This is a genomic window from Gordonia zhaorongruii (assembly GCF_007559005.1).
In the GTDB taxonomy this organism is placed as follows: Bacteria; Actinomycetota; Actinomycetes; order Mycobacteriales; family Mycobacteriaceae; genus Gordonia; species Gordonia zhaorongruii.
This window is the reverse complement of the sequence record NZ_CP041763.1, coordinates 701,079-722,572: the sequence shown is the minus strand read 5'-3', so window position 1 is coordinate 722,572 and position 21,494 is coordinate 701,079. Positions and strand designations below refer to the sequence as shown.

The window sequence follows — 21,494 nt, the reverse complement described above, 5'->3', positions numbered from 1 at the left end:
CGCCGACTCACGAACCAGCCGGCGCCTGTGCGTCGAGACTGAGTTCCTCGGCGTCGAGCCGCTCGAGTGCGGAGGTGAGCGCACTCGAACTGAACGATCCGCGCTCGCGCAGCTCCAGCAGATGCCGACGCTGCCCGTCGAGGATCATCCGGCGGACGCGGCGCATCCGCTTGGCGCCCGCCATCCGCCGATCGAGGGCCACCGCGTCGAGATCGGCTCCGTCGCCGACGTCCTCGTCCCCCTCCGTCGCCTCCAACCGGCGCACCGTCTCGATGCTCCGTGCGATCCTCGGATCGGCGGACACACTCGGGTCGGCCAGGATCCGTCCCGTGACGGACGCCATCTCCCGGCCGAGCAACTTGCGTTCCGCCGCCTCGTCGGCCGAGTGGTCCGGCAGCTTCATCCACCGGACGAACGCCGCGAGAGTGCCGCCCTGGATCATCAACGATCCGACGGCGACGAAGAACGCCAGGAGCACCAGCATGGAGCGGTAGGGAGTGTCGGCCGGGAGCGTCTGGGCCGCCGCGAGAGTCACGACGCCTCGCATGCCCGCCCACACCACGACGAGGCCCTCACGCGCACCGATCGATTGAGTTCGGTAGAACGCGATGTCGGCCAGACGTCGGCCGATGCGGGCGCGCACCCGGTCAGTGGCCCGCCTGCCCAGTCGCTTCGAATCCGCCAGGTCGACGTGGAGGCGTTCGAGCCGCTCCTCGTGCGCGATCAGACGGCGCGCCCGCCTCTCCGACCACTGCACCAGTGGCATCACCAGGGCGAGTCGGATCAGGATGAGAAGCACGAACGCGAGCGCTGCGGGCCACAGTGCATGCCAGACGGTGTCGCCGCTGTCACCGACGTCGATGATCAGCGCTTTGAGCTCGAGACCCATGAGGAGGAAGACGCCGCCTTCGAGCAGAAGTTCCACCATCCGCCAACTCTGAACGTCGGACTGCCGGTGCGCCGCCGTCAAGTACCGAACGGAACCACGCCCGGACATCAGTCCCGCCGCCACGGCCGCGACGAGGCCCGATGCCTCGATCAGCTCCGTCGGCACGAAGGCGACGTACGGGATCACCAGCGAAGTCGCCGTGGCGACCGCCGGATTGGAGATACGGGCGCGAATGCGCACGAAGACCCAGCCGATGACGGCCCCGACCGCGACGGCGGCCAGAATCGCCCAGGCGAACGAGACCGCGACCCCGAAGAGCGACACGCTCGACGCCATCGCCGCGATCGCCGCACGCAGCATGACCAGCGCACTCGCATCGTTGAAGAGGCTCTCCCCGCTGAGTACCGTGATCAGCCGATTCGGCGCACCGACGCGCTGGACGGTATTGGTGGCCACCGCATCTGTGGGGCTGAGAATCGCCCCGAGCGCGACGCCGGTCGCGAAGTCGGCCTGCGGCAGGACCCACATGAACACCAGACCGAGACCCAGCGAGCTGACCACGACCAGCGCCACGGACAGGCCGCTGATCATCTGGAAGTCCCGCTTGAACTCCATCGCGGGCATCGCGACTGCGGCCGCGTAGAGCAGCGGTGGGAGCACCCCCATCAGGATGATCTCGGGATTCACCGATACCGGAGGAAGGCTCGGCACGAAGCTGACAGCCACGCCGAACAGCACGAGGAGCAGCGGCGCCGCCATGCGAAGCCGGGAGGCGAAGTGGTTGGCAGCCGCGATCGCCAGCACGCACACGACAACGATGACGACGGCTTCCACCCGGCCATTCTGCCGCAGATCGCACCGCGATTCCCAGGCCATTCGACATGACGTCGCTCATCGTGCCATCACTCGTTGACAATGACAATGAATGGTGTAACGGTGGAGTAGAGAGCTTGCTCCGGCCGACACCGGCCGACCGTCACTGAGGAGACAGCGATGACCACCACCCCGCACCGGCCCACTTCGTACCGGCCACCGGTGAAGCAGGAGACCGAACCGGACTACGAACAGGTGCTCGACGATCTGTCCACGGCTTCGGTGCACCGGAACTTCGATCCGTACGTCGACATCGACTGGGACGCCCCCGAGATGGCGGTGATTCCGGATGATCCGAGGTGGATCCTGTCGTACGAGGTCGACCCCATCGGCCGCCACCCGTGGTACCAGAACCTTCCCCAGGAGAAGCAGATCCGCATCGGCATGTGGCGTCAGGCCAACGTCGCGAAGGTCGGACTGCAGTTCGAGTCCATCCTCATTCGCGGACTGATGCAGTACGCCGATCATCTCCCCAACGGGGACAAGCGGTTCCGCTACGTGACGCACGAGTCCAAGGAGGAGTGCAACCACACGCTCATGTTCCAGGAGCTCGTCAACCGGATCGACATGCCGACGCACGGCATGCGGCGTCAGATGCGGATGACGTCACCGATCATCCCGCTGTTCTCGACCCTCGTGCCGACGGTGTTCTTCTTCGGCGTTCTCGCGGGCGAGGAGCCGATCGATCACATCCAGAAGGATTTCCTGCGCAATCGGTCCAACCTGCATCCGGCGATGTCCGCGGTCATGGAGCTGCACGTCGCCGAGGAGGCCCGGCACATCTCCTTCGCCCACAACCATCTGCGCACCACCGTGCCGACCAAGAGCCGGTTACACCGTTTCGGGCTGTCACTCGTGATGCCGATCGTGATGCGCGTGCTGTGCAGCGCGATCGTGGTTCCGCCGCCCGAGTTCGCCAAGGAGTTCGACGTGCCCCGCGACGTCATGAAGGACATCTTCTGGGGATCGGACGAGTCGAAGGCCTTCCTGCGCGGCGTGTTCGGAGACGTACGCATGCTCGCCGAGCAGTGCGGCCTGATGAACGTGGCGTCACGCCGCATCTGGCGGATGCTCGGCATCGACGGTCGCTCGTCCCGCTTCCGCAGCGAACCCGCCTACACGGCCAGCTGATCCGCCGGTGCCCCACGTCATCACCCAGGCATGCTGCGGTGACGCCTCCTGCGTCTACGCATGCCCCGTCAACTGCATTCACCCGACGCCCGACGAACCGGGCTTCGGCACCGCCGAGATGCTGTACGTCGATCCATCGAGCTGCGTCGACTGCGGCGCGTGCGTCTCGGCGTGCCCCGTCGGCGCCATCCTCCCCGGCCACCGGCTCCCGGAGAACGCCGATCGCTTCGTCGACGTCAACGCGGGCCATTACGGCCTCTCCGAGGACGAGACCGGAGCACCGGGCGCACGCTTCCCCGTTGAGCAGCACCGACGACTCCCCCTCGCACCCATCCGGAAGCCGAAGGCCATCCGGGGCGGCCCCGGCCGCGTGGACGTAGCGATCATCGGCTCCGGACCGTCGTCGATGTACGCCGCCGACGAACTGCTCAAGCAGCCGAGGGTCCACGTCACCGTGTACGAACGACTCTCCACGCCGTTCGGGCTGGCCCGCTTCGGCGTCGCCCCGGATCATCAGTCAACCCGGCGGGTGATCGACCTGTTCGACGACATCGCCCGCCATCCGAACATCGACATCATGCTGAACACCGATGTCGGCGAGGACATCTCGCTCGATGCCGTGCGCGCACGGCATCATGCGGTGCTCTGGGCGGGCGGTGCTCCCACCGACCGTGCGCTCCCGGTACCCGGAGTCGACCTGCCCGGAGTACGGAGTGCGACACAACTCGTGGGTTGGTACAACGCCCACCCCGACTTCCTCGCACCGGAGCCGAACCTGTCGACCGACCGGGTCATCGTGATCGGCAACGGCAACGTCGCCCTCGACGTCGCCCGGATCCTGACCGCCGAACCGGACGGCCTCGAGGCCACCGACATCTCGCGAGACGCGCTCACGGCACTGCGTGCCTCCACCGTCCGCGAAGTGGTGGTGGCGGGACGCCGCGGACCCGAGCACGCGGCCTTCACCCTGCCCGAGCTGATCGGCCTCGCCGACGGCACGGCCCGCGTGTGGGTCGATCCGGCCGAGCTCGACCGCTGGCCGACCCCGGACCACCCCGATCCGACGGCCGCCGCCAAGGTGGCTCTCCTGCACGAGATCTCGCAGCGGCGCAGGCCCGAGGAGCCGTTCATCCGCCTCACCTTCGGCCGCACTCCCATCGAGATCGTGGGTGATGACCGCGCCCGCGGTGTCCGATTCAGGCTCACCGGATCCGATGCCGAGGAGACCATCGACACCGGTCTGGTGCTCACCTCCATCGGGTACCGCGGAGTCCGGGTCCCCGGACTGCCGTTCGATGAGACGACCGGCACCGTCGCGCACCGCGCGGGTCGCGTCGTCGACGGCGGCGATCCGATTCCCGGCGTCTACGTGACGGGCTGGATCAAGCGCGGTCCGTCCGGGTTCATCGGCACCAACAAGACCGACTCGGGCGAGACCGTGGCGAGTCTCCTCGCCGACGCGGAGGCCGGGCTGCTGCCGATCCCCCGCTGACCGCAGTCCTCCGCCGCAGTCCTCCTGCTCCGCACTGTGGAATCCGCCAGAACCGTGCGACCGGCCTGCGCGTCTAACCGGTGAAGGGCGCCGACCGGCGCCGTCGGTTCGGAGGACGACGCCATGGCGGGATTCGGGATCACACCGGCACAGATCGCACAGATCGCGGCGGTCTGGCGACAGCAGGGCGACGCGCTCGACGGCGTCACACTGAACGCTCCCCCGCACGGCCGATCCGGTAGCGCAGTGCGCGCCGTGCGGACGTTCTGCCTGCGGGCCACCGTGGTGTCCGGTGCCGACGCCGACCGGCTCATCGCACTCGGCGAAGCCCTCGATGCGTTCAACGCACGGTCGCAGGAGTCCGACCGGTCAGCGGCCGTCGGCATCGCCGCCGCATCAGCCGGCGCCGTGCGATGACCACCGTCGACGATGTCCTGTCCTGGGATCTGACGCAGTTGCCGGCCGCCGCAGCATCCTTGGACACGCTCGCCGACCGGCTTGTCGACGCGGGGTCAACGGCGGTGGCTCACGCACACTCCGACGCCGACTGGCACGGAGCGACGCACGATGCCGCCACCGCACGGATCGACGTGGTGAACGGCTCGCTTCGACGAACCGCTCGAGCCGTCGCCGCTGCCGCCCGAGCCACCAGGTCCGGGCACGCGAGACTGGAACTGTCGCGAACTGCACTCCGGCAACAGGTCTACGTCGCGCGGGTCGCCGGATTCGCCGTATCGGCCACCGGAGCAACGACGCACTCGGACGACGCGCGCGCTGCCGATGCCCTGTACCTCACCGAGAAGATCCAGTCGAAGCTCGCTGCGGTCGCTGCCAACGACTCGATGACCAGCAACGCCCTGCACGGTGCCCTGGAATCACTCGACGGCAGCGGGGACTCCACCTCCGTGGTCCTGCCTGGTGGCCCCTCGGGTGCACCGCATTACGCCGCGCAACGCATGGCCGAGCTGCCGCCCGCCGAACGCCGACCGTACTGGGAATCCCTCTCGCCTGCGGAGCGCAACCGGGTCATCACCGCCGATCCGGGCACGGTCGGCAACCTCGACGGCGTCCCCTTCACCGACCGGATCACCGCAAATCGACTCTCAATGCTGAACCTGCTCGCCGATGAGGAGCGTCTCGGACGGGAGGACGGCCCGGCTGCGGACAAGCTCCGCACCCTGCTCGACGACGAGCGACGATTCATCGCATTCGATCCCGACGAAGGCGGCCGTTTCGTCGAGCTGATCGGCGACATCGATCAGGACGCCCCGGGCGTCGCGGTGTTCGTCCCCGGCACCGGAACAGCCCTCGACGACTCCGAGTCGCTGCGCGCGAACGCGCAGGCTCTGCACAAGCGGACCAAGGCTCCGGTCATCGTCTACGCGAACGGCGAGTTTCCGCAGACGATCGTGGGCAACCCGGTCCACGGGACCAAATCGATGGCGATCGACCCACGGCTCGCGATGGAGGCCGCCCCGCGCCTCGCCGCCTTCGGAAAGCAGCTCGACGTCGAGCTCGCGACCACGGCACCCGGTGTGCCGACCACCGTCATCGGGCACTCGTACGGAGGCTCGATCGTCGGCACGGCCGAGCAGCTGGGCATGCGCGCCGACCGTGTCGTGTACGCCTCCTCCGCGGGAACCGGCACGCTGCCGGATGCCGAGTGGTCGAATCCGGACCCCGACGTCCGCCGTTACTCGCTGACGGCGCCGGGCGATCTGATACACATCGCTCAGGAGTACGGAGGCCTCGTCCACGGCGGCGATCCCGACACGGCGCCGGGCGTCACCCGGCTCGACACCGGATACTCCGGTCCCGACGAGAACGGCGATCGGCACCTCCTCGAAGGAACCTCGGCCCACTCCTCGTATCTGAGTGACCCCGAGTCCGATGCCTTCGAGGCCATCGCGCAGGTCGTGATCGGCGAGGAGCCGGACCACTACGTCGACCGCGCACCCGATCTTCCGGGCGCCGACGAACTGGACGACGTCGAGCGCACTCTGACCCTGGCCGGGAAGATCGCCGGCACGATGCTGCTCGATCAGCTCGTCGCACCGTTCACTGCGCCCTTTCGATGAGCTGCCGATCGTAGGCCCGGTTGTCAGAGGTCATCGGCACAATGAGTGCATGCTTCGTTCGTCGCGCGTTCGCACTGTGACCGCACTCGCTGCGGTACTCACCGGTGCCGGTGCCGTCGTCAGCGGGTGCACGCTGCCCGATAGCGACCGCACCGACGTCGGGTGGCCGGACGACGCTGTCCCGTCCGCGTCGTTCACCGTTCCACGCGCCTGGGCTCCGTCCTCCGTGGCACCATCATCGAAGCCCGGATCGTCGCCAGGCTCGGCGACGACGGATTCGACGGCAACGGGCACCGCGGCGCGGGCTCTCGCGACGCTTCCCGTCAAGGGCCGCGCACCGAAGACCGGCTACCAACGGGAGCTCTTCGGCCAGGCGTGGGACGACGACGTCGCAGTCGACGGAGGCCACAACGGCTGCGATACGCGTAACGACATCCTGCAGCGCGACCTGACCGCCGTCGTGTTCAAGCCGCGCACGCACGACTGCGTGGTGCTCAACGGCGTGCTCCACGACCCGTACACCGCCACCACGGTCGAGTTCTCTCGCGGCAGCAAGACATCATCACTGGTTCCGATCGACCATGTGGTCGCCCTGAGCGACGCCTGGCAGAAGGGCGCGCAACAGCTGTCGACGTCGGAGCGCGTGAACCTCGCCAACGACCCGCTGAACCTCATCGCGACCAGCCGCCGAACCAATCAGTCCAAGAGCGACTCCGACGCGGCGACGTGGCTCGTCCCCAGCAAACCGTTCAGGTGCACCTACGTGGCACGACAGGTAGCGGTGAAGGCCAAGTACGACCTCTGGGTGACCTCGGCCGAGCGGGACGCCATCGAACGCGTCCTCGCCAAGTGCCCAGGTCAGCCGCTTCCCACGGAAGCGGACGCGAACCGCCGCACATCCGGAGGCCGGTGAGCGACGACCATCAGTGCTCACCGCCGAGATGACCGGACAGCCGAACGTGCCGCTGCGCGGACGCCTCGTTGAGTCCGACGAACTCCACGGTCTTGCCATTCGCCGCGTATTTCGTCTCTATCGCATCCATGGCAGCGACGGTCGATGCATCCCATACGTGAGTCTCGGACAGGTCGATCACCACTCTGCTGGGATCGCCCGGATAGTCGACCTGGTACGCGAGGTCGTTGCTCGACGCGAAGAACAACTCCCCTCGCACCCGGTATCTGCGAACCGCACCGCCGTCCGCACCGACCTCATCGTCGGTGGCCACGTGTGTGAAGTGCGCGACCCGTCGCACGAACAGCAGCGTCGCGGTGATGACGCCTGCACCGACGCCGATGGCCAGGTTGCTGGTGATGACGGTGACGACGACGGTGACCACCATGACCGCGGTCTCACTGCACGGCATCCGGCGCAGGGTGGCCGGAGCGATGCTGTGCCAGTCGAACGTGCTCACCGCGACGACGATCATCACCGCCACCAGCGCCGCCATCGGCATCTGGGCAACCAGGTCGCCGAGACCGACGACGAGCGCGAGGAGGAAGGCGCCGGCGAGGAAGGTAGAGATCCTGGTGCGCGCGCCCGAGCTCTTGACCTTGATCATCGTCTGCCCGATCATCGCGCAGCCGCCCATGCCGCCGAAGAATCCAGTCACCACGTTCGCGGCGCCCTGCCCCCACGCCTCACGGGTCTTGTCCGAGTGCGTCTCGGTGATGTCGTCGACGAGCTTCGCGGCCATCAGCGATTCGAGGAGCCCGACGATCGCCATGGCGACGGCGTAAGGGGCGATGATCTGCAGGGTCTCCAGAGTGAAGGGAACGTCGGGGATCAACCAGTGCGGAAGGGAGTCCGGAAGATCGCCCTCGTCACCGACGTCGGGGACGTCGAGGGCGAACACCATCGTGATGGACGTCAGTATCACGATCGCGACCAGGGGCGCCGGGACGGCCGACGTCAGCCGCTGCAGGCCGAAGATGATGACCAGACCGATGGCGATCATCGGATACACGAGCCAGGGCACGTCGACCATATGCGTGATCTGAGCACCGAAGATGAGGGTCGCGAGCGCGTTCACGAAGCCGACCGTCACGCTCCGCGGAATGAAGCGCATCAGCTTGGCGACGCCGAGAACGCTGAAGATCACCTGGAAGACGCCTGCCAGGATGACGGTGGCGAGCAGGTAGTCCAGGCCGTGTTCGCGGGCGATCGGGGCGACGACGAGTGCGACCGCACCCGTCGCTGCGGAGATCATCGCGGGCCGTCCACCGACGATCGAGATGGTCACCGCCATGGTGCACGAGGCGAAGAGACCGATGCGCGGGTCCACACCGGCGATGATCGAGAACGAGATGGCCTCCGGAATCAGTGCGAGCGCCACCACGAATTCTTCACACACACTCCACTCGACGACGTCGTGGACGCTATACCATCCCCGACAACCATCGAGTTCGGATTGAGAGTCTTTCCTGTGCTGACGGCCGGACCTCGCAGCCCTCGCGGTTAACTGCACACAAACTCAGGGTTACCTAAGTTTCCGAGTGTGGATAACCGCGATCCAACACCGCGGGTAGAGCGCCTTACAGGGAAGGAACCGCCGCCGTAATGTTGTGCATCACACCAGGTCAGGTGTTGTGATCTGAGGTCTCTCAAGTTTCCACTCAGGCCATCGCGTGTAACGCTTTCCGTGCATCGCACAAAGCGTTCCCTCCCTCAGGAAAGGCAACATCATGGAAAACCTCACCCAGTTCTTCAACGACTTCTACATCTTCGGCGGCGACTTCCTGTCGTTCGCATTCAACTTCGGCGCATAATCTCGCCCGAGGCACTCAGAACGGCACCCGCCCCACACCACGTGGCCCGGGTGCCGTTCTCGTTGCCTCCGGCTGTATAGTGGTCAGCGGTTCACACATGTGACACCCGGGGCTATGGCGCAGTTGGTAGCGCGACTCGTTCGCATCGAGTAGGTCGGGAGTTCGATTCTCCCTAGCTCCACTTTCAACCCGCAGGCCACAGGCTTGCGGGTTCTTCGTTTTCCCACCCCTGCATCTGCAGGGCGGCGACCGTCCCGCCAGTTTCTACAACTACAATTCTGTAGAAATACCATTGTCGGTCGGCGGAACGGGAGATCCTCACATGTCGAGCACGGGCCAAGCACTCGTTCTTGCGGTATTCATCATCGCCACGAGCATCTGGATCGGTGGCTACTTCGCTATCGCGGTCGTCGCTCGTGCCGCGACCCGGACTCTCGCGCCGTCCAGCCGAGTCGACTTCTTCCGCGCCCTCGGACGGATGTACTTCTGGGTGGGGGCACCGGCACTCGTCATCGCTCTGGCCACCGGTGGGGTGCTGGCGCACAACCGCACAAGCGGCGGACTGATCGTGACCATCTGCATCGTCGCAGCGCTCCTGCTGGTCAGCTTCGCCGTCGCCGTCGCGCAGGCCCGCCGCATGACGCGACTGCGCCGGCGACTGACCGCCGAACCCGAAGTAGACAGCCTCCAGACGCGCGTGACACGAGAGGCCCGCACCGCAGGCCTTCTACGCGCGGCACTCGGCATCCTCAGCCTGGCACTGGTGTTCCTGGGCGCGTTCCTCGCCGTCTGACGGACCTCGATCCACTGATCAGCCGGGAGCGTCCCCGACCTCCTGGGGATCCCCGATTGTGAACTGATCATCCGCCTCCGTGTCGATCGTCGACGGATGCGCAGCGATCCAAGCGCGGCACTCGTCGACTGCGCGTCGCAATGCGATCCGCTCCCCCACATACGCGAGGGGTCCGCCGAGCAGCGGGATCCACGAAGCCCAGCCGATGACGCGCGGCGCGGACGGCCGGGAATCGAGCGACTGAGAGAGGTCGTACAGCGTCTTACCGAGTTCCCACACCGTCGACAGGACTCCGGTCTCCCCCTCCGGCGCCTGCTCCGACGGCGCATCGTCGCTGAGGCCGACCACCGCAGGCGACACATCCCGATCGAAGAGGATCTGCGCCAGGATCACCACGCCCGCAGCGCGAGAGGTTACCCCGTACACGCGGCCAACGGCCCGGATGACCAGTGCCTGCCCGGCATAGCCGAGATAGCTGCCGACCGGCAGTACTTTAGTCCACGGACCGAGGATGCTCGGGAATGCCACCGCCGCCGTCGATACCGCGCCGATTCGCGATACCCACCAGTCGGCACGACCGTTCATCGACAGTTCGTCCCACCCGGCCGTACCGGGCCAGTCGGCGACGTCGAGCGTCCAGGCGAAGGCGTCGGCGGTCCGCGAGGCATACGAGGTCGGCGGTGCATCGTCGAACGTCCGGGGCTTCAGCCGAAGCGGGTCGGCCCCGGCCAGCACATCGAGGAGCGGATCGATCACACCGACCGACCGGTCGAGCACGCTGACGAGTTGCTTGTCACTCAGAGCCATGCGGATCACCCTACGACGCGCAACGCCCGGAGTCGGGGACCTCCGCGATCAGGAGAGGTCAGTCGTCGTCGCTATCCGCTGAGGCATTGCGTGCCGCGGCGATCTCCAAGGCCTGACGCGCGGTCGCCTCATCCGGATACGGGCCCATCCGGTCGAATACGTCGCCGACCTTGCCCTTGGTCACCTGACGGGTCGACAGGTTGTAGTACCACTCGGTCTCGTTGCTCATTCTTCTCAGCCTAAGCGCGAATCAGACGGCCGTGCGGTGAATGGACGCGTCCTCGTACTGGAGGTCCTGGTCCCGCGCGTACTCGAAGTCATACGTCGGCAGGTACTCGAAGGCCGGATCCTCGTCGTCGATCTCCAGCACGACGGCGCCGCCCGGACGCCGCAGACGCGCCGGAGGTGCCACGTATCCGGGCTCGGCCTGCTTGCGCTCGACGCGCTGGTCCTCCGCACGGCGGCGACGTTCCCGGGCCATCCGCTGCGCGTGCCGCGCATGCTCGGCACGCACCGCCCGTCGCAGGAACACGAGATAGGCCGCCGATACGACGATCATCAGCCCCGCAGCGACGTATCCCAGCGGAGCGATGAAGAACGCCGACGCGATGGCGGCGAGGGTCAGTACCGCGAGAGCGGCGAGCACCCGGCGACGCTCCCGATAAGCTGCCTCCTCGCGCTCGCGAGCCCGACCGGGACCGTATCCGCCCCGACCGCGCAGTTCCCGCGGCGTCGGCTTCGGAGACTGCTCGACCGAATCACCGTCATCAGCGGCGTCGTCGGCGAGATCGGACTCGTCCTCGTCGTACTCGTCCTCGAGATCATCGTCGTACTCGTCGTCCTCGTACTCCGCGTCGTCGTACTCATCGTCCTCGTCGAAGGCGTCGTCGTCGAAGGCGTCGTCGTACTCATCGTCCTCGTCGTACGCGTAGTCCTCGTCGACATCGCTCTCGTCGAACTCGCCCTCGTCGTCGACGTCCTCTTCATCGACGACGGTCACCGGCTCGACGCGCGATGCCTGCGCCTCATCGAGGTCGACCACCTCCACGTCCACGACGTCGATCACATCAGTGGTCTCGACCGCCGACTCTGCGACCCGACGGATGCGGACCTTCTCGTCCGGCTCATCCTCGTCGACGAGTTCGCCTTCCACCTCGACGGTGTCCGACTCATCTGCGTCCGAATCGTCACGGTCAGCGGCACTGCTCGCCTGATCGGCCGTGCCCCCGGACTCGTTGTCGGTCCCGTCCTCGGCCTCGTTCTCGATCTCGACGTCGATCACGTCGTCGTCGGCGATAGGCGAAACCTGTTCGGGGGCAGCAGTTTTCTCGGCCGTGACCTTCTCGGCCGTGGTCTTCTCGGCCGTGACCTTCTCGGCCGTGACCTTCTCGGCCGTGGTCTTCTCGGGCGTGGCCGACTCGGCCGCGGACTCGACGTCAGCCGCGACGCGAGTCTTGGTCTCGCCGCTCGTCTTCTCGAGCTTCTCGGCTGCGGCGGCGCGCACGGCCTTGCGCTCGGCGATGCGCTTGGCTGCCGCCTCGGCGCGGTCGGCTCGCGTAGTCGCGGCACGGCGACGAGACGCCGCACCACGGCTTCCGCCGCGGTGCACGACGCGCGTCTGCGCCGCGGTAGCCGACGATTTTCGAGCCTGCGGACGTCCGCGCAGCACCATCGGCACCAGCACGAACAGCCAGACCACGATCAGGAACACCCACAGAACCGAATTCGGCATGTCGGGAGCCTCCCTTCTCCGAGTCGAGTGTGACGAGTCTCCACTGCACAGCCTATGAAGACAGGCCCTCTCGATCGCTCAGGCGCGCCGCGCGAGTGGCGAACTCATCGGCTTCTCAGGTAACGGGACGGCCGGTGACACGCGTCGGCCCGTGGTTCACGACTTCTCAATGTGCGGAACCAGCCGTCCGGCACGCAGCAAGGAGTCGACGGCCGTATCGGCGAGCTCTTCGACGGTCAGGGCCAGTAGCAGGTGATCACGCCACCGCGAATTCACGTCCATGTAGCGCTTGAGGAGCCCCTCCTCCCGGAATCCGACTCCCCGCAGTACCGACCGCGACGCACCGTTGCCCGGCTGCACGGTCGCCTCCAGCCGGTGCAGGCCTCCGGGTCCGAAGGCATGATCGACACCGAGTGCGACAGCGGCCTTCGCCACGCCGTTCCCGGTGGCCTCACGGTCGACCCAGTATCCGATCCATCCACTGCGGACAGCACCGCGCTGGATGTTCCCGATCGTCAACTGGCCCACGTACTCGCCATCGAGTTCGATGACGAACGGCATCATCGCACCGCGCTTCGCTTCAGCCTTCAGAATCGAGTGCATGGGTGCCCATGAGGAGGACTGGTGCCGACGTTCCCACTGGCCGGAGCCCGTCGGCTCCCACGGCAGCAGTTCGTTCTGGTTCCGGATCCGGAGTGCACTCCACGTACGACCGTCCCGCAATTTCACGGGCCGCAGACGGACGGTGCCTTTCGGCACGCGCACGGGCCCCGCCGTCGCGGGCCATCCGGGATGATTCGCTGAGTCGATCAGCCAGTTCAGCACAGTGCGATTCTATGACTCAGGTGCGTTCGGCCAGGAACACGACCTCGACACGGTCGCCCGTGGCCAGGTCCTCCACGTCCTCCGGCACCACGATGAGGCAGTTGGCCTCGGCGAGCTCGGCCAGCAGGTGCGACGCCCCGGTCTCGGACTCGCCGATCACCTGTGCCAGGTAATCGCCGGATTTCTCGTCGCGCATCAATCTGCCGCGCAGGTATCCCTTACGGCCGACGACCGATGCGATCGGCCCGATCGTCCTGGCGACGACCGTCCGTCGCATCGGTTGACGCTTACCGAGCGCGATCCGGATCAGCGGCCGGACCATCACCTCGAACGTGACGAGTGCGCTGACCGGATTCGCGGGCAGCAGGAACGTCGGGATCTCGTCTTTACCGAGCCGGCCGAACCCCTGAACGGAACCCGGATGCATGCCGACCCGCCCGACCTCCAGATCGCCGAGCTCCTCGACCGCCTCGGTGATCACCTGCGAGGCCACACCGCCGACGGCGCCGCAGACTACCACGATCTCCGATCGGATGAGCTGGCCTTCGACGACCTCCCGGAGCCGTTCTGGTTCCCGCTCGGCGATCCCGACCCGGTGCACCTCGGCACCGGCATCGCGGGCCGCAGCCGCCAGTGCGTAGCTGTTCACATCGAAGTTCTGGCCGGGGCCGGGATCTCGGTCGATGTCGACTAGCTCGCTGCCCACCGCGATCACCGCGACCCGTGGTCGCGGGTGGACGAGCACACGAGACCGACCCACTGCCGCGAGCAGTCCGACCTGAGCCGCCCCGATCACCGTTCCACTGCGCACGGCGATGTCGCCGGGCTGCACGTCGTCACCGGTGCGTCGTACGTACTCGCCGCTCTCGACGGCGTGTCCGACCATCACGCGGTCGCCGCCACCGTCGGTCCAGCGGTGCGGAATCACCGCATCGGCGAGCGTCGGCATGGGCGCGCCGGTCTCCACTCGAACCGCCTGCCCCGGCTGCAGCCGCGTCGGTGTCCGCGAACCCGGTGCCACCTCCCCCACTACGGGGAGATGCACGACCACCCGGTCGGTGTCGTCGAGGACCGACGCGTCGACCGGCTCATCCGCCAGAGCGCTCGGGTCGGCGGGCGCCGTAGTCCCCGCCAGGGTCACGTCGACGGCGCGCACTGCGTAGCCGTCGATGGCAGCCTGATCGAAGCCGGGCATCGGGTCGGTGGTGGCGACTTCCTCCGCGCACATCAGTCCCTGCGCTTCGGAGATCGCGACCTGAATGGGCCGGGGCGCCACCGCTGACGCAGTCACGAGGCTCAGATGATCCTCGACCGAACGCATCGCTTCTCCTCACCGGGCCGGAGTGAAACACCCGGCATCTCGTCCTGTGCTGCTCCCCGAGGGTAAACGCCTCCGGCGTGTTCCCGCCGTAAGGCGCGCGGGTCAGCTGTCAGCGAGCCGTTCCACCAGCCAGGAACGCAGGTCCGGGCCGTAGTCGTCGCGGTCCAGGGCGAAGTCGACGGCCGCTTTCAGGTATCCGCCAGGATTGCCCAGATCGTGGCGGGACCCGGTGTGCACCACCACGTGCACGGGCTCCCCCTGCTCGATGAGGAGCGCGATCGCGTCGGTGATCTGGAGTTCGCCGCCCGCACCCGGCTCGGTCTCGCGCAGCGCGTCGAAGATCTTGCGATCGAGGATGTAGCGTCCGGCAGCCGCCAGGTTCGACGGTGCGTCCTGTCGCGCGGGCTTCTCCACCATGCCTCGTACCCGTTTCACGTCTGGAGACGCGGGGTCGGCTTCGGTCACGTCGAACACGCCGTACGCGCTGATCTTCTCGTCAGGCACCTCTATGGCGCACAGCACGCTTCCGCCGAAGCGCGCACGGGCCTGCGCCATGCGGCCGAGCACACCGCCCGGGAGCACCAGATCGTCCGGCAGCAGGACGGCGATCGCGTCCTCGTCATCGGCCAGGTCGGCCTCCACGCAGCCAATGGCATGCCCCAGTCCGAGTGGCTTGTCCTGCACGACCGACGCGACCTCCAGCAACGACGGCGCGTTGCGCACCTTGGCGAGCATCGCCTCCTTGCCACGCGAGGACAGCGTGTGCTCGAGCACCAGGTCTTCGACGAAGTGCGCGACGACGCCGTCCTTCCCGGGAGAGGTCACGATGAGCAACCGCTCGGCACCCGCGGATTTCGCTTCCTCGGCAACCAGTTCGATGCCCGGAGTGTCGACCACGGGCAGGAGTTCCTTCGGCACGGTCTTGGTTGCCGGCAGGAATCGGGTCCCGAGCCCGGCCGCGGGTACCACCGCCGTGTGCGGGATGAGCGGAACCGAAGCTGATGCGGCCGAGGACGTCGCGTGGTCAGACATGCCGAACAGTCTACGGTCGTATTCTGGCAGGATCGGATGCAGCCGCCACCCACCTGCTGTGAGGACCGCACATGAGCACCGCCTCCACCAACGGACAGGCCCGTAAGCAGGCGCTGCGCAGCACCCTCCTCCACGCCCGCGCCGAGATGTCCCCGTTCGTGCTCGCCCAGGTGAACGCCGAACTGGCGCAATGGATGTACTCGTTGCCGGTGGCGGTGACCACGGGCGATACGGTGGCCGCCTACGTGGCGACGCGCGGCGAGCCCGGAGGCATCGCAATGCTCGACGCCCTCCTCGACCGAGGTCTGACCGTCCTGGTGCCGATCGTCCCGGCGGGCGACCCGTCGAGGCTGCACTGGGGTGAGTACACGGGCGAGGACTCGCTCACCGAGGGCCGGTGGCGGTTACTGGAGCCGTCGGGCGCCCGCCTCGGTGCGGACGCCGTGCGCGAACCCGCCGCAATCCTGGTACCGGCGGTCGCCGCCGACCGGTCGGGTGCACGACTCGGCCGTGGCGCAGGCTATTACGACCGAACACTGACCGTCGTCGACGCACCGATTATCGCGGTGGTGCACGACGATGAATTTCTGACAGCAGGCGTACCGACGGAGGCCTACGACGTCCCCGTGAACTGGGTGCTCACGCCGGGGACCGGCTACACGCGCGTGGGTTGACGCCTTGGCCTTCGGCGTCAGGCACCGGCTCGCGTCAGGCGCTGGCCGCGTTGGAGGAATCCGAGGAACTGGACGAGCCCGAGTTCGACGAGCCCGAATCGGAGGACGACTTCGACTCCGTCGACTTCGCGGGGACCGAACCGTTCGACCGCGAATCGGTGCGGTAGAAGCCGCTGCCCTTGAACACGACGCCGACGGAGTTGAACAACTTGCGGAGCTTGCCTCCGCATTCGGGGCAGACGGTCAGGGAATCTTCCGAGAACGACTGCACGATGTCGAACTTGTTGTCGCACACGGTGCACGCATAGCTATAGGTGGGCACGGGGAACCTCCGGCTTCGTCAGATCACCCATTGTAAACCGTTACTGGCACTCAGTCACACCGAGTGCCAGCCCCGGCGTCGGCGGTCACCCGAGCGCGCTTTCGCTGAATCGGCGGGTCGACTGCCGAGTGTGATCCACCTCATGCGATTCTGGGTTCTTCCCAACCGAAATGTTTTGGAGTCTCGATGAGCGAAATCCTCGCCACAGTGAACGAGTGGGTGTGGAGCAAAGGCCTGGTCTTCCTCTGCTTGGCGGCCGGCGTCTTCTTCTCGGTCCGCAGCAGGTTCCTGCAGGTCCGGCACTTCAAACACATGGTCGTGTTGCTGTTCAAGGGCAAGAAGTCCGACTCGGGAGTCTCCTCGTTCCAGGCCCTCGCGATGTCGCTCGCCGGCCGTCTCGGCGCAGGCAACATCGTCGGCGTCGCCACGGCGATCGCCTTCGGCGGCCCGGGTGCCCTGTTCTGGATGTGGGCGGTCGCCTTCCTCGGCGCCTCGACGTCGTTCGTCGAATGCACACTGGGGCAGATCTACAAGACGAAGGATCCGCTGACCGGTGAGTACCGTGGCGGGCCCGCCTATTATCTGAGCCGTGCGTACGCGCACACCCGGGCATCCAAGGCCTTCCGGGTCTACGGGCTGGTCTTCGCGTTCGTCACGCTGATGGCCTGTGGCGTCCTGATGCCCAATATCCAGTCCAACTCGATCGCCGCTGCCGCCAACAACGCGTGGGGCATCGACAAGTGGCTCATCGGTGCGATCACGATGCTGTTCCTGGCCTTCGTGGTGATCGGCGGCGTCAAGCGCATCGCGAACTTCGCGGGCGCCGTCGTGCCGGTCATGGCACTGCTGTACATCGCCGTCGCGATCATCGTCGTCATCGTCAACATCTCCGACGTCCCGGAGACGTTCCGGCTGATCTTCTCCAGTGCGTTCGGAGCCGATGCCGCCTTCGGTGCGATCCTCGGCGCCGCCATCATGTGGGGCGTCAAACGCGGCCTCTACTCGAATGAGGCGGGCCAGGGCACCGGCCCGCATGCGGCAGCCGCAGCAGAGGTCTCGCACCCGGCCAAACAGGGCCTCGTCCAGGCCTTCGCCGTCTACATCGACACCCTCTTCGTCTGCTCGGCCACCGGATTCCTCATTCTGACCACGGGCGCCTACCGCGTGTTCTCCGGCGAATCGGTGGACGGCGAGATCATCGCCGACGGCGGGTCACTTCCAGCCTTCGTCCCCAACGAATCCGAGGTGGGTGCCAGCTACGTCCAGAGCGGGATGGACACCCTGTGGAACGGTGCAGGCGCCTCCTTCGTGGCGATCTCACTCGCCTTCTTCTGCTTCACCACGATCGTGGCCTACTACTACATGGCCGAGACCAATCTGCGGTTCCTGCTCGGCAAGGCCACCACGAAGCGTTTCCGGTTCGCCTCCACCACGTTGGGCGGAAATCTGACCCTGCTCCTGCAGCTGGCGATCTGCCTCTCCGTGCTTTTCGGTGCGATGTCGGACGCGAAGGACGCGTGGGCGCTCGGTGACCTCGGAGTCGGAACCATGGCGTGGCTCAACATCATCGGCATTCTGATCCTGCAGCAACCGGCCTTCAAGGCGCTCCGCGACTACGAGTCGCAACGGAAGATGGGCGCCGATCCGATCTTCGAGCCACGCAAGCTCGGCATCGTCGGGGCGACGTTCTGGGAGACGTACACGCCTCCTGCGCAGCGCGTTGAGGAGAAGCAGGTCGTCTGACCTCAGATCACCCTGGTGTCCCGGTCGGGCACGCCGTCGCGATTCTCATCCGACGAGCGTGCCCGCCGGGCGTCCGCCCGCAACATCGCCGCGCCGAGTGCTGCGGCGGTGAACGACCCCAGGAGGATGCCGACCTTCGCCGCCGGCTGATGATCGGCCGGGAGGCCCGAACCCGGTGCGAACGACAGCTCGGCGATGAGCAGAGCCACGGTGAATCCGATACCGGTCAGCAGGCCCACCGGGAGGAGGTCGCGGATCCCGATCGCATCCGGCAGGCGCAGCGGCGTGAGTGCGGTGACGACCCAGACGGTGGCCAGAACGCCGATCGCCTTGCCGACGACCAGGCCCGCGAACACCCCGATGCTCACCGGCTGCAGAATGTGGCCCACCCCCACCACCGTCACACCGGCCGACGCGAACGCGAAGAGCGGAAGGGCGATCGCCGCCGAGACCGGATTGATCGCCTCTCCCAGCTTCTCCGTGCGCGGCCCCGACTCCCGGTGCAACGCGATCGCTGGAACCGCGAACCCCAGCAGGACCCCCGACACGGTCGCGTGAACGCCGGAGTTGTGGACGAACGCCCACGCCGCGATGGCCGGCGGCAGCAGCAGCCACCAATGCAACCGCTTCATCCGGGCTACGACCGCGAACACCGCGATGCACATCAACCCGGCCGCGAGCATCACGAAATCGATGCTGTCGGTGTAGACGGTCGCGATCACCAGGATCCCGAGCAGATCGTCGACAACGGCCAGCGTCATCAGAAAGACCCGCAACGCGAACGGCAGGCCCCGGCCGAACACCGCCAGAACGGCGAGCGCGAACGCGATGTCGGTCGCCGTCGGAGTCGCCCACCCACGCAGCGCCTCCGGCTCGGCCGACCCGACGATGGCGATGAACACCAGCGCGGGCACGATCATGCCGCCCACCGCTGCCGCGATCGGAACGCCCGCGTCCCGCGGGTTGCGCAGGCTGCCCGCGACGAACTCCTGCTTGAGTTCCACACCGACGACGAAGAAGAAGACCGCGAGGAGTCCGTCCGACGCCCAGTGCGCGAGGGAGAGGTTCAGTCCGAGCGACTCCGGCCCGACATGTACGCCGAGCAGGTCGTGATAGACATCGCGCCACGGCGAATTGGCCCACACGAGCGCGAGGACCGCCGCGATCATCAGGAGGGCTCCACCGGTGGTATCGGCGCCGATCCAGGTTCGCCAACGGACCATCGGACTCGGCTGCACTCGATCGGTCATCGGTCCAGTTTTGCAGACGCTGTCCCTGTGGATCACCGGCCTGCACGCGGGTAGTCATCCACATTCCGTATTCACGGTGTCGCGCCCCCGATCTCGCGACCTACATTCCGCACATGGCCTCACGTGACCGCAGTTCCCTGAATCCCGCGGCTCTCGACCGATTGCGGCAACTGTGCCGGCCCGGTTGGCTGCGATCGGTCATCCTCCGGCGGTGCATCGCTCTCATCTTGACCTCGGCTGCCGTGGTGGTGACGGTCATCGACCATCGACAGCCACCAGCCCCCACCGCCCTCGTTGCCGCACACGATCTCGCCCCCGGGACCGTGCTGAATACTGACGATGTGATGCAGTCCCCTGTTCCCGATCACCTGCTACCCGTAGACCGCCCGGCGATCGCCGATATCGTCGGGCGGCGAGTGACCGGACCGATCCAGGCGGGCGAGATCATCGGACGGCACCGACTGCTCGACTCACGACTTCCCGCAGCGCTCCTCGGTGACTCGAACGCACGTCTGGTGCCGGTGAGGCCGGCCGACGGCACCCTTCTCACTCTGGTTCGCGTCGGAGATCATGTCGACGTCCTGTCGGAGGAATCCGACGTACTCGCCCGCGATGCGATCGTCGCCCTCGTACCGCAGAGAAGTTCGAGCCAAAGCGAACGTCGCCCGGGATCAGCACTCATAGCAATGCGCGAAAGCGCGGCGCACCGCGTCGCCGCCGCAGGATTGCGTACGGCAATCACATTTGTTCTGCATTGATTTGCCTAACGCACGCGATTTTGCCGAGAAATCACTCCACCTCTCCTTTACACTCACACTTGACCGCACATCCGCTCTACAAGGAGAAGCCGCGTGCTCAAAGGATTCAGAGACTTCCTGATGCGGGGAAACGTCGTCGAATTGGCCACCGCAGTCATCATCGGCGCGGCTTTCACGGCGATCGTCACCGCATTCACCGACAAAATCGTCAACCCGTTGATCGCTTCGATCCCCGTCAACACCGATATGGGCGGGCTCGGATTCGAGATCCGTAACGGTATGCAGGAAACCTTCGTCGACTTCGGCGCAGTGATCACCGCATTCATCAACTTCGTGATCGTCGCGGCAGTCGTCTACTTCCTGATCGTCATTCCGTACAACAAGCTGCAGGAACTGCGGAAGCTCGACGAGGATGCCACCGAGGACCAGGTCTCGCTGCTCACCGAGATCCGCGATCTCCTCGACCCCGACTTCAAGGAGCGCAAGGCGGCCGAGGCCGCCGAGGTCAAGGCGATGTCAGACGCTGAAGCCCGCCAGTTGCAGGACCGACAGTCGCAGCCCGTCGGCCCGCCCGGATTCGGCGACGGACCGGGCAACGGTGGACCGACTACGGGCGGATTCGGCCCGGGCGGCCCGGGCACCGGCCCACAGCAGCCGATCCAGGGCGGCGACGCCACCCGTCAGATGAGCATGCCGCCGCAAGGCCAGCAGCGCCCGGAACCGAGTAACCCGCCGAGCGGCAGCTTCCCCACTCCGAATCCGGCACCGGGCGAGTACCCGCCTCCCGGCAACCTGCCTCCAGGGCAGCAGTACGCACCGGGCCAGTACCCGCAGCAGGCTCCGGGTCAGTACCCGCCGCCCCCGCAGGGCGACTACCCGCCGGGACAGTTCCCCGACGGCCCGCGCCACTCGCGCTGACCCCACCGCACGGTATGCGAAAGGCTCCGTTCCGATCAGGAACGGAGCCTTTCTCATCTTCCGGCATCTTAGGTGTTAGGTTTACCTAAA

The 21,494-nt window shown here is 66.8% G+C and carries 20 protein-coding genes and 1 tRNA gene; 11 read left to right on the top strand and 10 right to left on the bottom strand.

The features are described from left to right. Nucleotides 1-7: 7 nt before the first annotated feature. Complete coding sequence (locus tag FO044_RS03240) at nt 8-1,723, bottom strand: cation:proton antiporter (RefSeq protein WP_143965326.1); 1,716 nt, start codon at nt 1,721-1,723, stop codon at nt 8-10. Nucleotides 1,724-1,882: 159 nt separating this feature from the next. On the opposite strand from FO044_RS03240, the gene FO044_RS03235 reads away from it, so the two are divergent. From FO044_RS03235 to FO044_RS03215, 5 genes are all read left to right on the top strand, one after another. Next, entirely contained in the window at nt 1,883-2,893 is a 1,011-nt protein-coding gene (locus FO044_RS03235) for an AurF N-oxygenase family protein (RefSeq protein ID WP_143965325.1), read from the top strand. 7 nt (nt 2,894-2,900) lie between these two features. After that, the gene (locus FO044_RS03230; RefSeq protein ID WP_143965324.1) at nt 2,901-4,385 is read left to right on the top strand and encodes a 4Fe-4S binding protein; all 1,485 of its coding nucleotides are present in this window, start codon (nt 2,901-2,903) and stop codon (nt 4,383-4,385) included. 123 nt (nt 4,386-4,508) lie between these two features. Further along, entirely contained in the window at nt 4,509-4,802 is a 294-nt protein-coding gene (locus FO044_RS03225) for a hypothetical protein (protein ID WP_143965323.1), read from the top strand. Then, nucleotides 4,799-6,463 (top strand): alpha/beta hydrolase, encoded by a 1,665-nt coding sequence (locus tag FO044_RS03220; RefSeq protein WP_143965322.1) that lies wholly within the window; start codon nt 4,799-4,801, stop codon nt 6,461-6,463. Before FO044_RS03225 ends, FO044_RS03220 begins: the two co-directional genes overlap by 4 nt. 49 nt (nt 6,464-6,512) lie before the next feature. Beyond that, nucleotides 6,513-7,376: an HNH endonuclease family protein gene (locus FO044_RS03215; protein ID WP_143965321.1), complete on the top strand. Its 864-nt coding sequence runs from the start codon at nt 6,513-6,515 to the stop codon at nt 7,374-7,376. Nucleotides 7,377-7,386: 10 nt separating this feature from the next. Here the strand turns inward: FO044_RS03215 and FO044_RS03210 are convergent, their stop codons facing one another. Continuing rightward, nucleotides 7,387-8,814, bottom strand: a complete 1,428-nt coding sequence (locus FO044_RS03210; RefSeq protein WP_143965320.1) for a SulP family inorganic anion transporter — start codon at nt 8,812-8,814, stop codon at nt 7,387-7,389. A 523-nt stretch (nt 8,815-9,337) separates the two neighbouring features. Here FO044_RS03210 and FO044_RS03205 point away from each other — a divergent pair. Both FO044_RS03205 and FO044_RS03200 read left to right on the top strand, forming a co-directional pair. Next, nucleotides 9,338-9,410: transfer RNA gene (locus FO044_RS03205), tRNA-Ala, on the top strand. A gap of 141 nt (nt 9,411-9,551) precedes the next feature. Further along, nucleotides 9,552-10,022: a hypothetical protein gene (locus FO044_RS03200; RefSeq protein ID WP_143965319.1), complete on the top strand. Its 471-nt coding sequence runs from the start codon at nt 9,552-9,554 to the stop codon at nt 10,020-10,022. Between the two features lie 18 nt (nt 10,023-10,040). Here the strand turns inward: FO044_RS03200 and FO044_RS03195 are convergent, their stop codons facing one another. The 6 genes from FO044_RS03195 to FO044_RS03175 all read right to left on the bottom strand — a co-directional run bounded on the left by FO044_RS03195 (nt 10,041) and on the right by FO044_RS03175 (nt 15,739). Further along, complete coding sequence (locus FO044_RS03195; protein ID WP_143965318.1) at nt 10,041-10,829, bottom strand: hypothetical protein; 789 nt, start codon at nt 10,827-10,829, stop codon at nt 10,041-10,043. 58 nt (nt 10,830-10,887) lie between these two features. Then, on the bottom strand, nt 10,888-11,058 hold the full coding sequence (locus FO044_RS14990) for a hypothetical protein (RefSeq protein WP_165943083.1): 171 nt from the start codon (nt 11,056-11,058) through the stop codon (nt 10,888-10,890). A 21-nt stretch (nt 11,059-11,079) separates the two neighbouring features. After that, nucleotides 11,080-12,561, bottom strand: coding sequence for a gephyrin-like molybdotransferase receptor GlpR (locus tag FO044_RS03190; protein ID WP_143965317.1), 1,482 nt, complete (start codon nt 12,559-12,561; stop codon nt 11,080-11,082). A 156-nt stretch (nt 12,562-12,717) separates the two neighbouring features. Continuing rightward, nucleotides 12,718-13,386, bottom strand: a complete 669-nt coding sequence (locus FO044_RS03185) for a GNAT family N-acetyltransferase (protein ID WP_143965316.1) — start codon at nt 13,384-13,386, stop codon at nt 12,718-12,720. A 16-nt stretch (nt 13,387-13,402) separates the two neighbouring features. Continuing rightward, nucleotides 13,403-14,707, bottom strand: coding sequence for a molybdotransferase-like divisome protein Glp (gene glp / locus FO044_RS03180; protein ID WP_143965315.1), 1,305 nt, complete (start codon nt 14,705-14,707; stop codon nt 13,403-13,405). A gap of 102 nt (nt 14,708-14,809) precedes the next feature. Further along, nucleotides 14,810-15,739 (bottom strand): UTP--glucose-1-phosphate uridylyltransferase, encoded by a 930-nt coding sequence (locus FO044_RS03175; RefSeq protein ID WP_143965314.1) that lies wholly within the window; start codon nt 15,737-15,739, stop codon nt 14,810-14,812. Between the two features lie 71 nt (nt 15,740-15,810). On the opposite strand from FO044_RS03175, the gene FO044_RS03170 reads away from it, so the two are divergent. Continuing rightward, the gene (locus tag FO044_RS03170) at nt 15,811-16,413 is read left to right on the top strand and encodes a 5-formyltetrahydrofolate cyclo-ligase (protein WP_143965313.1); all 603 of its coding nucleotides are present in this window, start codon (nt 15,811-15,813) and stop codon (nt 16,411-16,413) included. 34 nt (nt 16,414-16,447) lie between these two features. Here FO044_RS03170 and FO044_RS03165 read toward each other — a convergent pair whose 3' ends face one another. Continuing rightward, nucleotides 16,448-16,735 carry an FmdB family zinc ribbon protein gene (locus FO044_RS03165; RefSeq protein ID WP_143965312.1) on the bottom strand — a complete coding sequence of 96 codons (288 nt, stop codon included), beginning with the start codon at nt 16,733-16,735 and terminating at the stop codon, nt 16,448-16,450. Nucleotides 16,736-16,921: 186 nt separating this feature from the next. On the opposite strand from FO044_RS03165, the gene FO044_RS03160 reads away from it, so the two are divergent. Continuing rightward, on the top strand, nt 16,922-18,478 hold the full coding sequence (locus FO044_RS03160; protein WP_143965311.1) for an alanine/glycine:cation symporter family protein: 1,557 nt from the start codon (nt 16,922-16,924) through the stop codon (nt 18,476-18,478). A gap of 2 nt (nt 18,479-18,480) precedes the next feature. On the opposite strand, the gene nhaA is transcribed toward FO044_RS03160, so the two are convergent. After that, entirely contained in the window at nt 18,481-19,728 is a 1,248-nt protein-coding gene (gene nhaA / locus FO044_RS03155) for a Na+/H+ antiporter NhaA (protein ID WP_186290578.1), read from the bottom strand. A gap of 113 nt (nt 19,729-19,841) precedes the next feature. Here nhaA and FO044_RS03150 point away from each other — a divergent pair, with 113 nt between their 5' ends. Both FO044_RS03150 and mscL read left to right on the top strand, forming a co-directional pair. After that, nucleotides 19,842-20,486 carry an SAF domain-containing protein gene (locus tag FO044_RS03150; RefSeq protein WP_186290577.1) on the top strand — a complete coding sequence of 215 codons (645 nt, stop codon included), beginning with the start codon at nt 19,842-19,844 and terminating at the stop codon, nt 20,484-20,486. 93 nt (nt 20,487-20,579) lie between these two features. Continuing rightward, nucleotides 20,580-21,404 carry a large-conductance mechanosensitive channel protein MscL gene (gene mscL / locus FO044_RS03145; RefSeq protein ID WP_143965310.1) on the top strand — a complete coding sequence of 275 codons (825 nt, stop codon included), beginning with the start codon at nt 20,580-20,582 and terminating at the stop codon, nt 21,402-21,404. The last annotated feature ends 90 nt before the right edge of the window (nt 21,405-21,494 follow it).

Bases quoted from the DNA above. Each gene is read 5' to 3' on its own strand.
- FO044_RS03235 (WP_143965325.1), top strand. From the start codon at position 1,883: ATGACCACCACCCCGCACCGGCCCACTTCGTACCGGCCACCGGTGAAG.
- FO044_RS03225 (WP_143965323.1), top strand. From the start codon at position 4,509: ATGGCGGGATTCGGGATCACACCGGCACAGATCGCACAGATCGCGGCG.
- FO044_RS03220 (WP_143965322.1), top strand. From the start codon at position 4,799: ATGACCACCGTCGACGATGTCCTGTCCTGGGATCTGACGCAGTTGCCG.
- FO044_RS03215 (WP_143965321.1), top strand. From the start codon at position 6,513: ATGCTTCGTTCGTCGCGCGTTCGCACTGTGACCGCACTCGCTGCGGTA.
- FO044_RS03200 (WP_143965319.1), top strand. From the start codon at position 9,552: ATGTCGAGCACGGGCCAAGCACTCGTTCTTGCGGTATTCATCATCGCC.
- FO044_RS03195 (WP_143965318.1), bottom strand. From the start codon at position 10,829: ATGGCTCTGAGTGACAAGCAACTCGTCAGCGTGCTCGACCGGTCGGTC.
- FO044_RS14990 (WP_165943083.1), bottom strand. From the start codon at position 11,058: ATGAGCAACGAGACCGAGTGGTACTACAACCTGTCGACCCGTCAGGTG.
- FO044_RS03190 (WP_143965317.1), bottom strand. From the start codon at position 12,561: ATGCCGAATTCGGTTCTGTGGGTGTTCCTGATCGTGGTCTGGCTGTTC.
- glp (WP_143965315.1), bottom strand. From the start codon at position 14,707: ATGCGTTCGGTCGAGGATCATCTGAGCCTCGTGACTGCGTCAGCGGTG.
- FO044_RS03175 (WP_143965314.1), bottom strand. From the start codon at position 15,739: ATGTCTGACCACGCGACGTCCTCGGCCGCATCAGCTTCGGTTCCGCTC.
- FO044_RS03170 (WP_143965313.1), top strand. From the start codon at position 15,811: ATGAGCACCGCCTCCACCAACGGACAGGCCCGTAAGCAGGCGCTGCGC.
- FO044_RS03160 (WP_143965311.1), top strand. From the start codon at position 16,922: ATGAGCGAAATCCTCGCCACAGTGAACGAGTGGGTGTGGAGCAAAGGC.
- nhaA (WP_186290578.1), bottom strand. From the start codon at position 19,728: ATGACCGATCGAGTGCAGCCGAGTCCGATGGTCCGTTGGCGAACCTGG.
- FO044_RS03150 (WP_186290577.1), top strand. From the start codon at position 19,842: ATGGCCTCACGTGACCGCAGTTCCCTGAATCCCGCGGCTCTCGACCGA.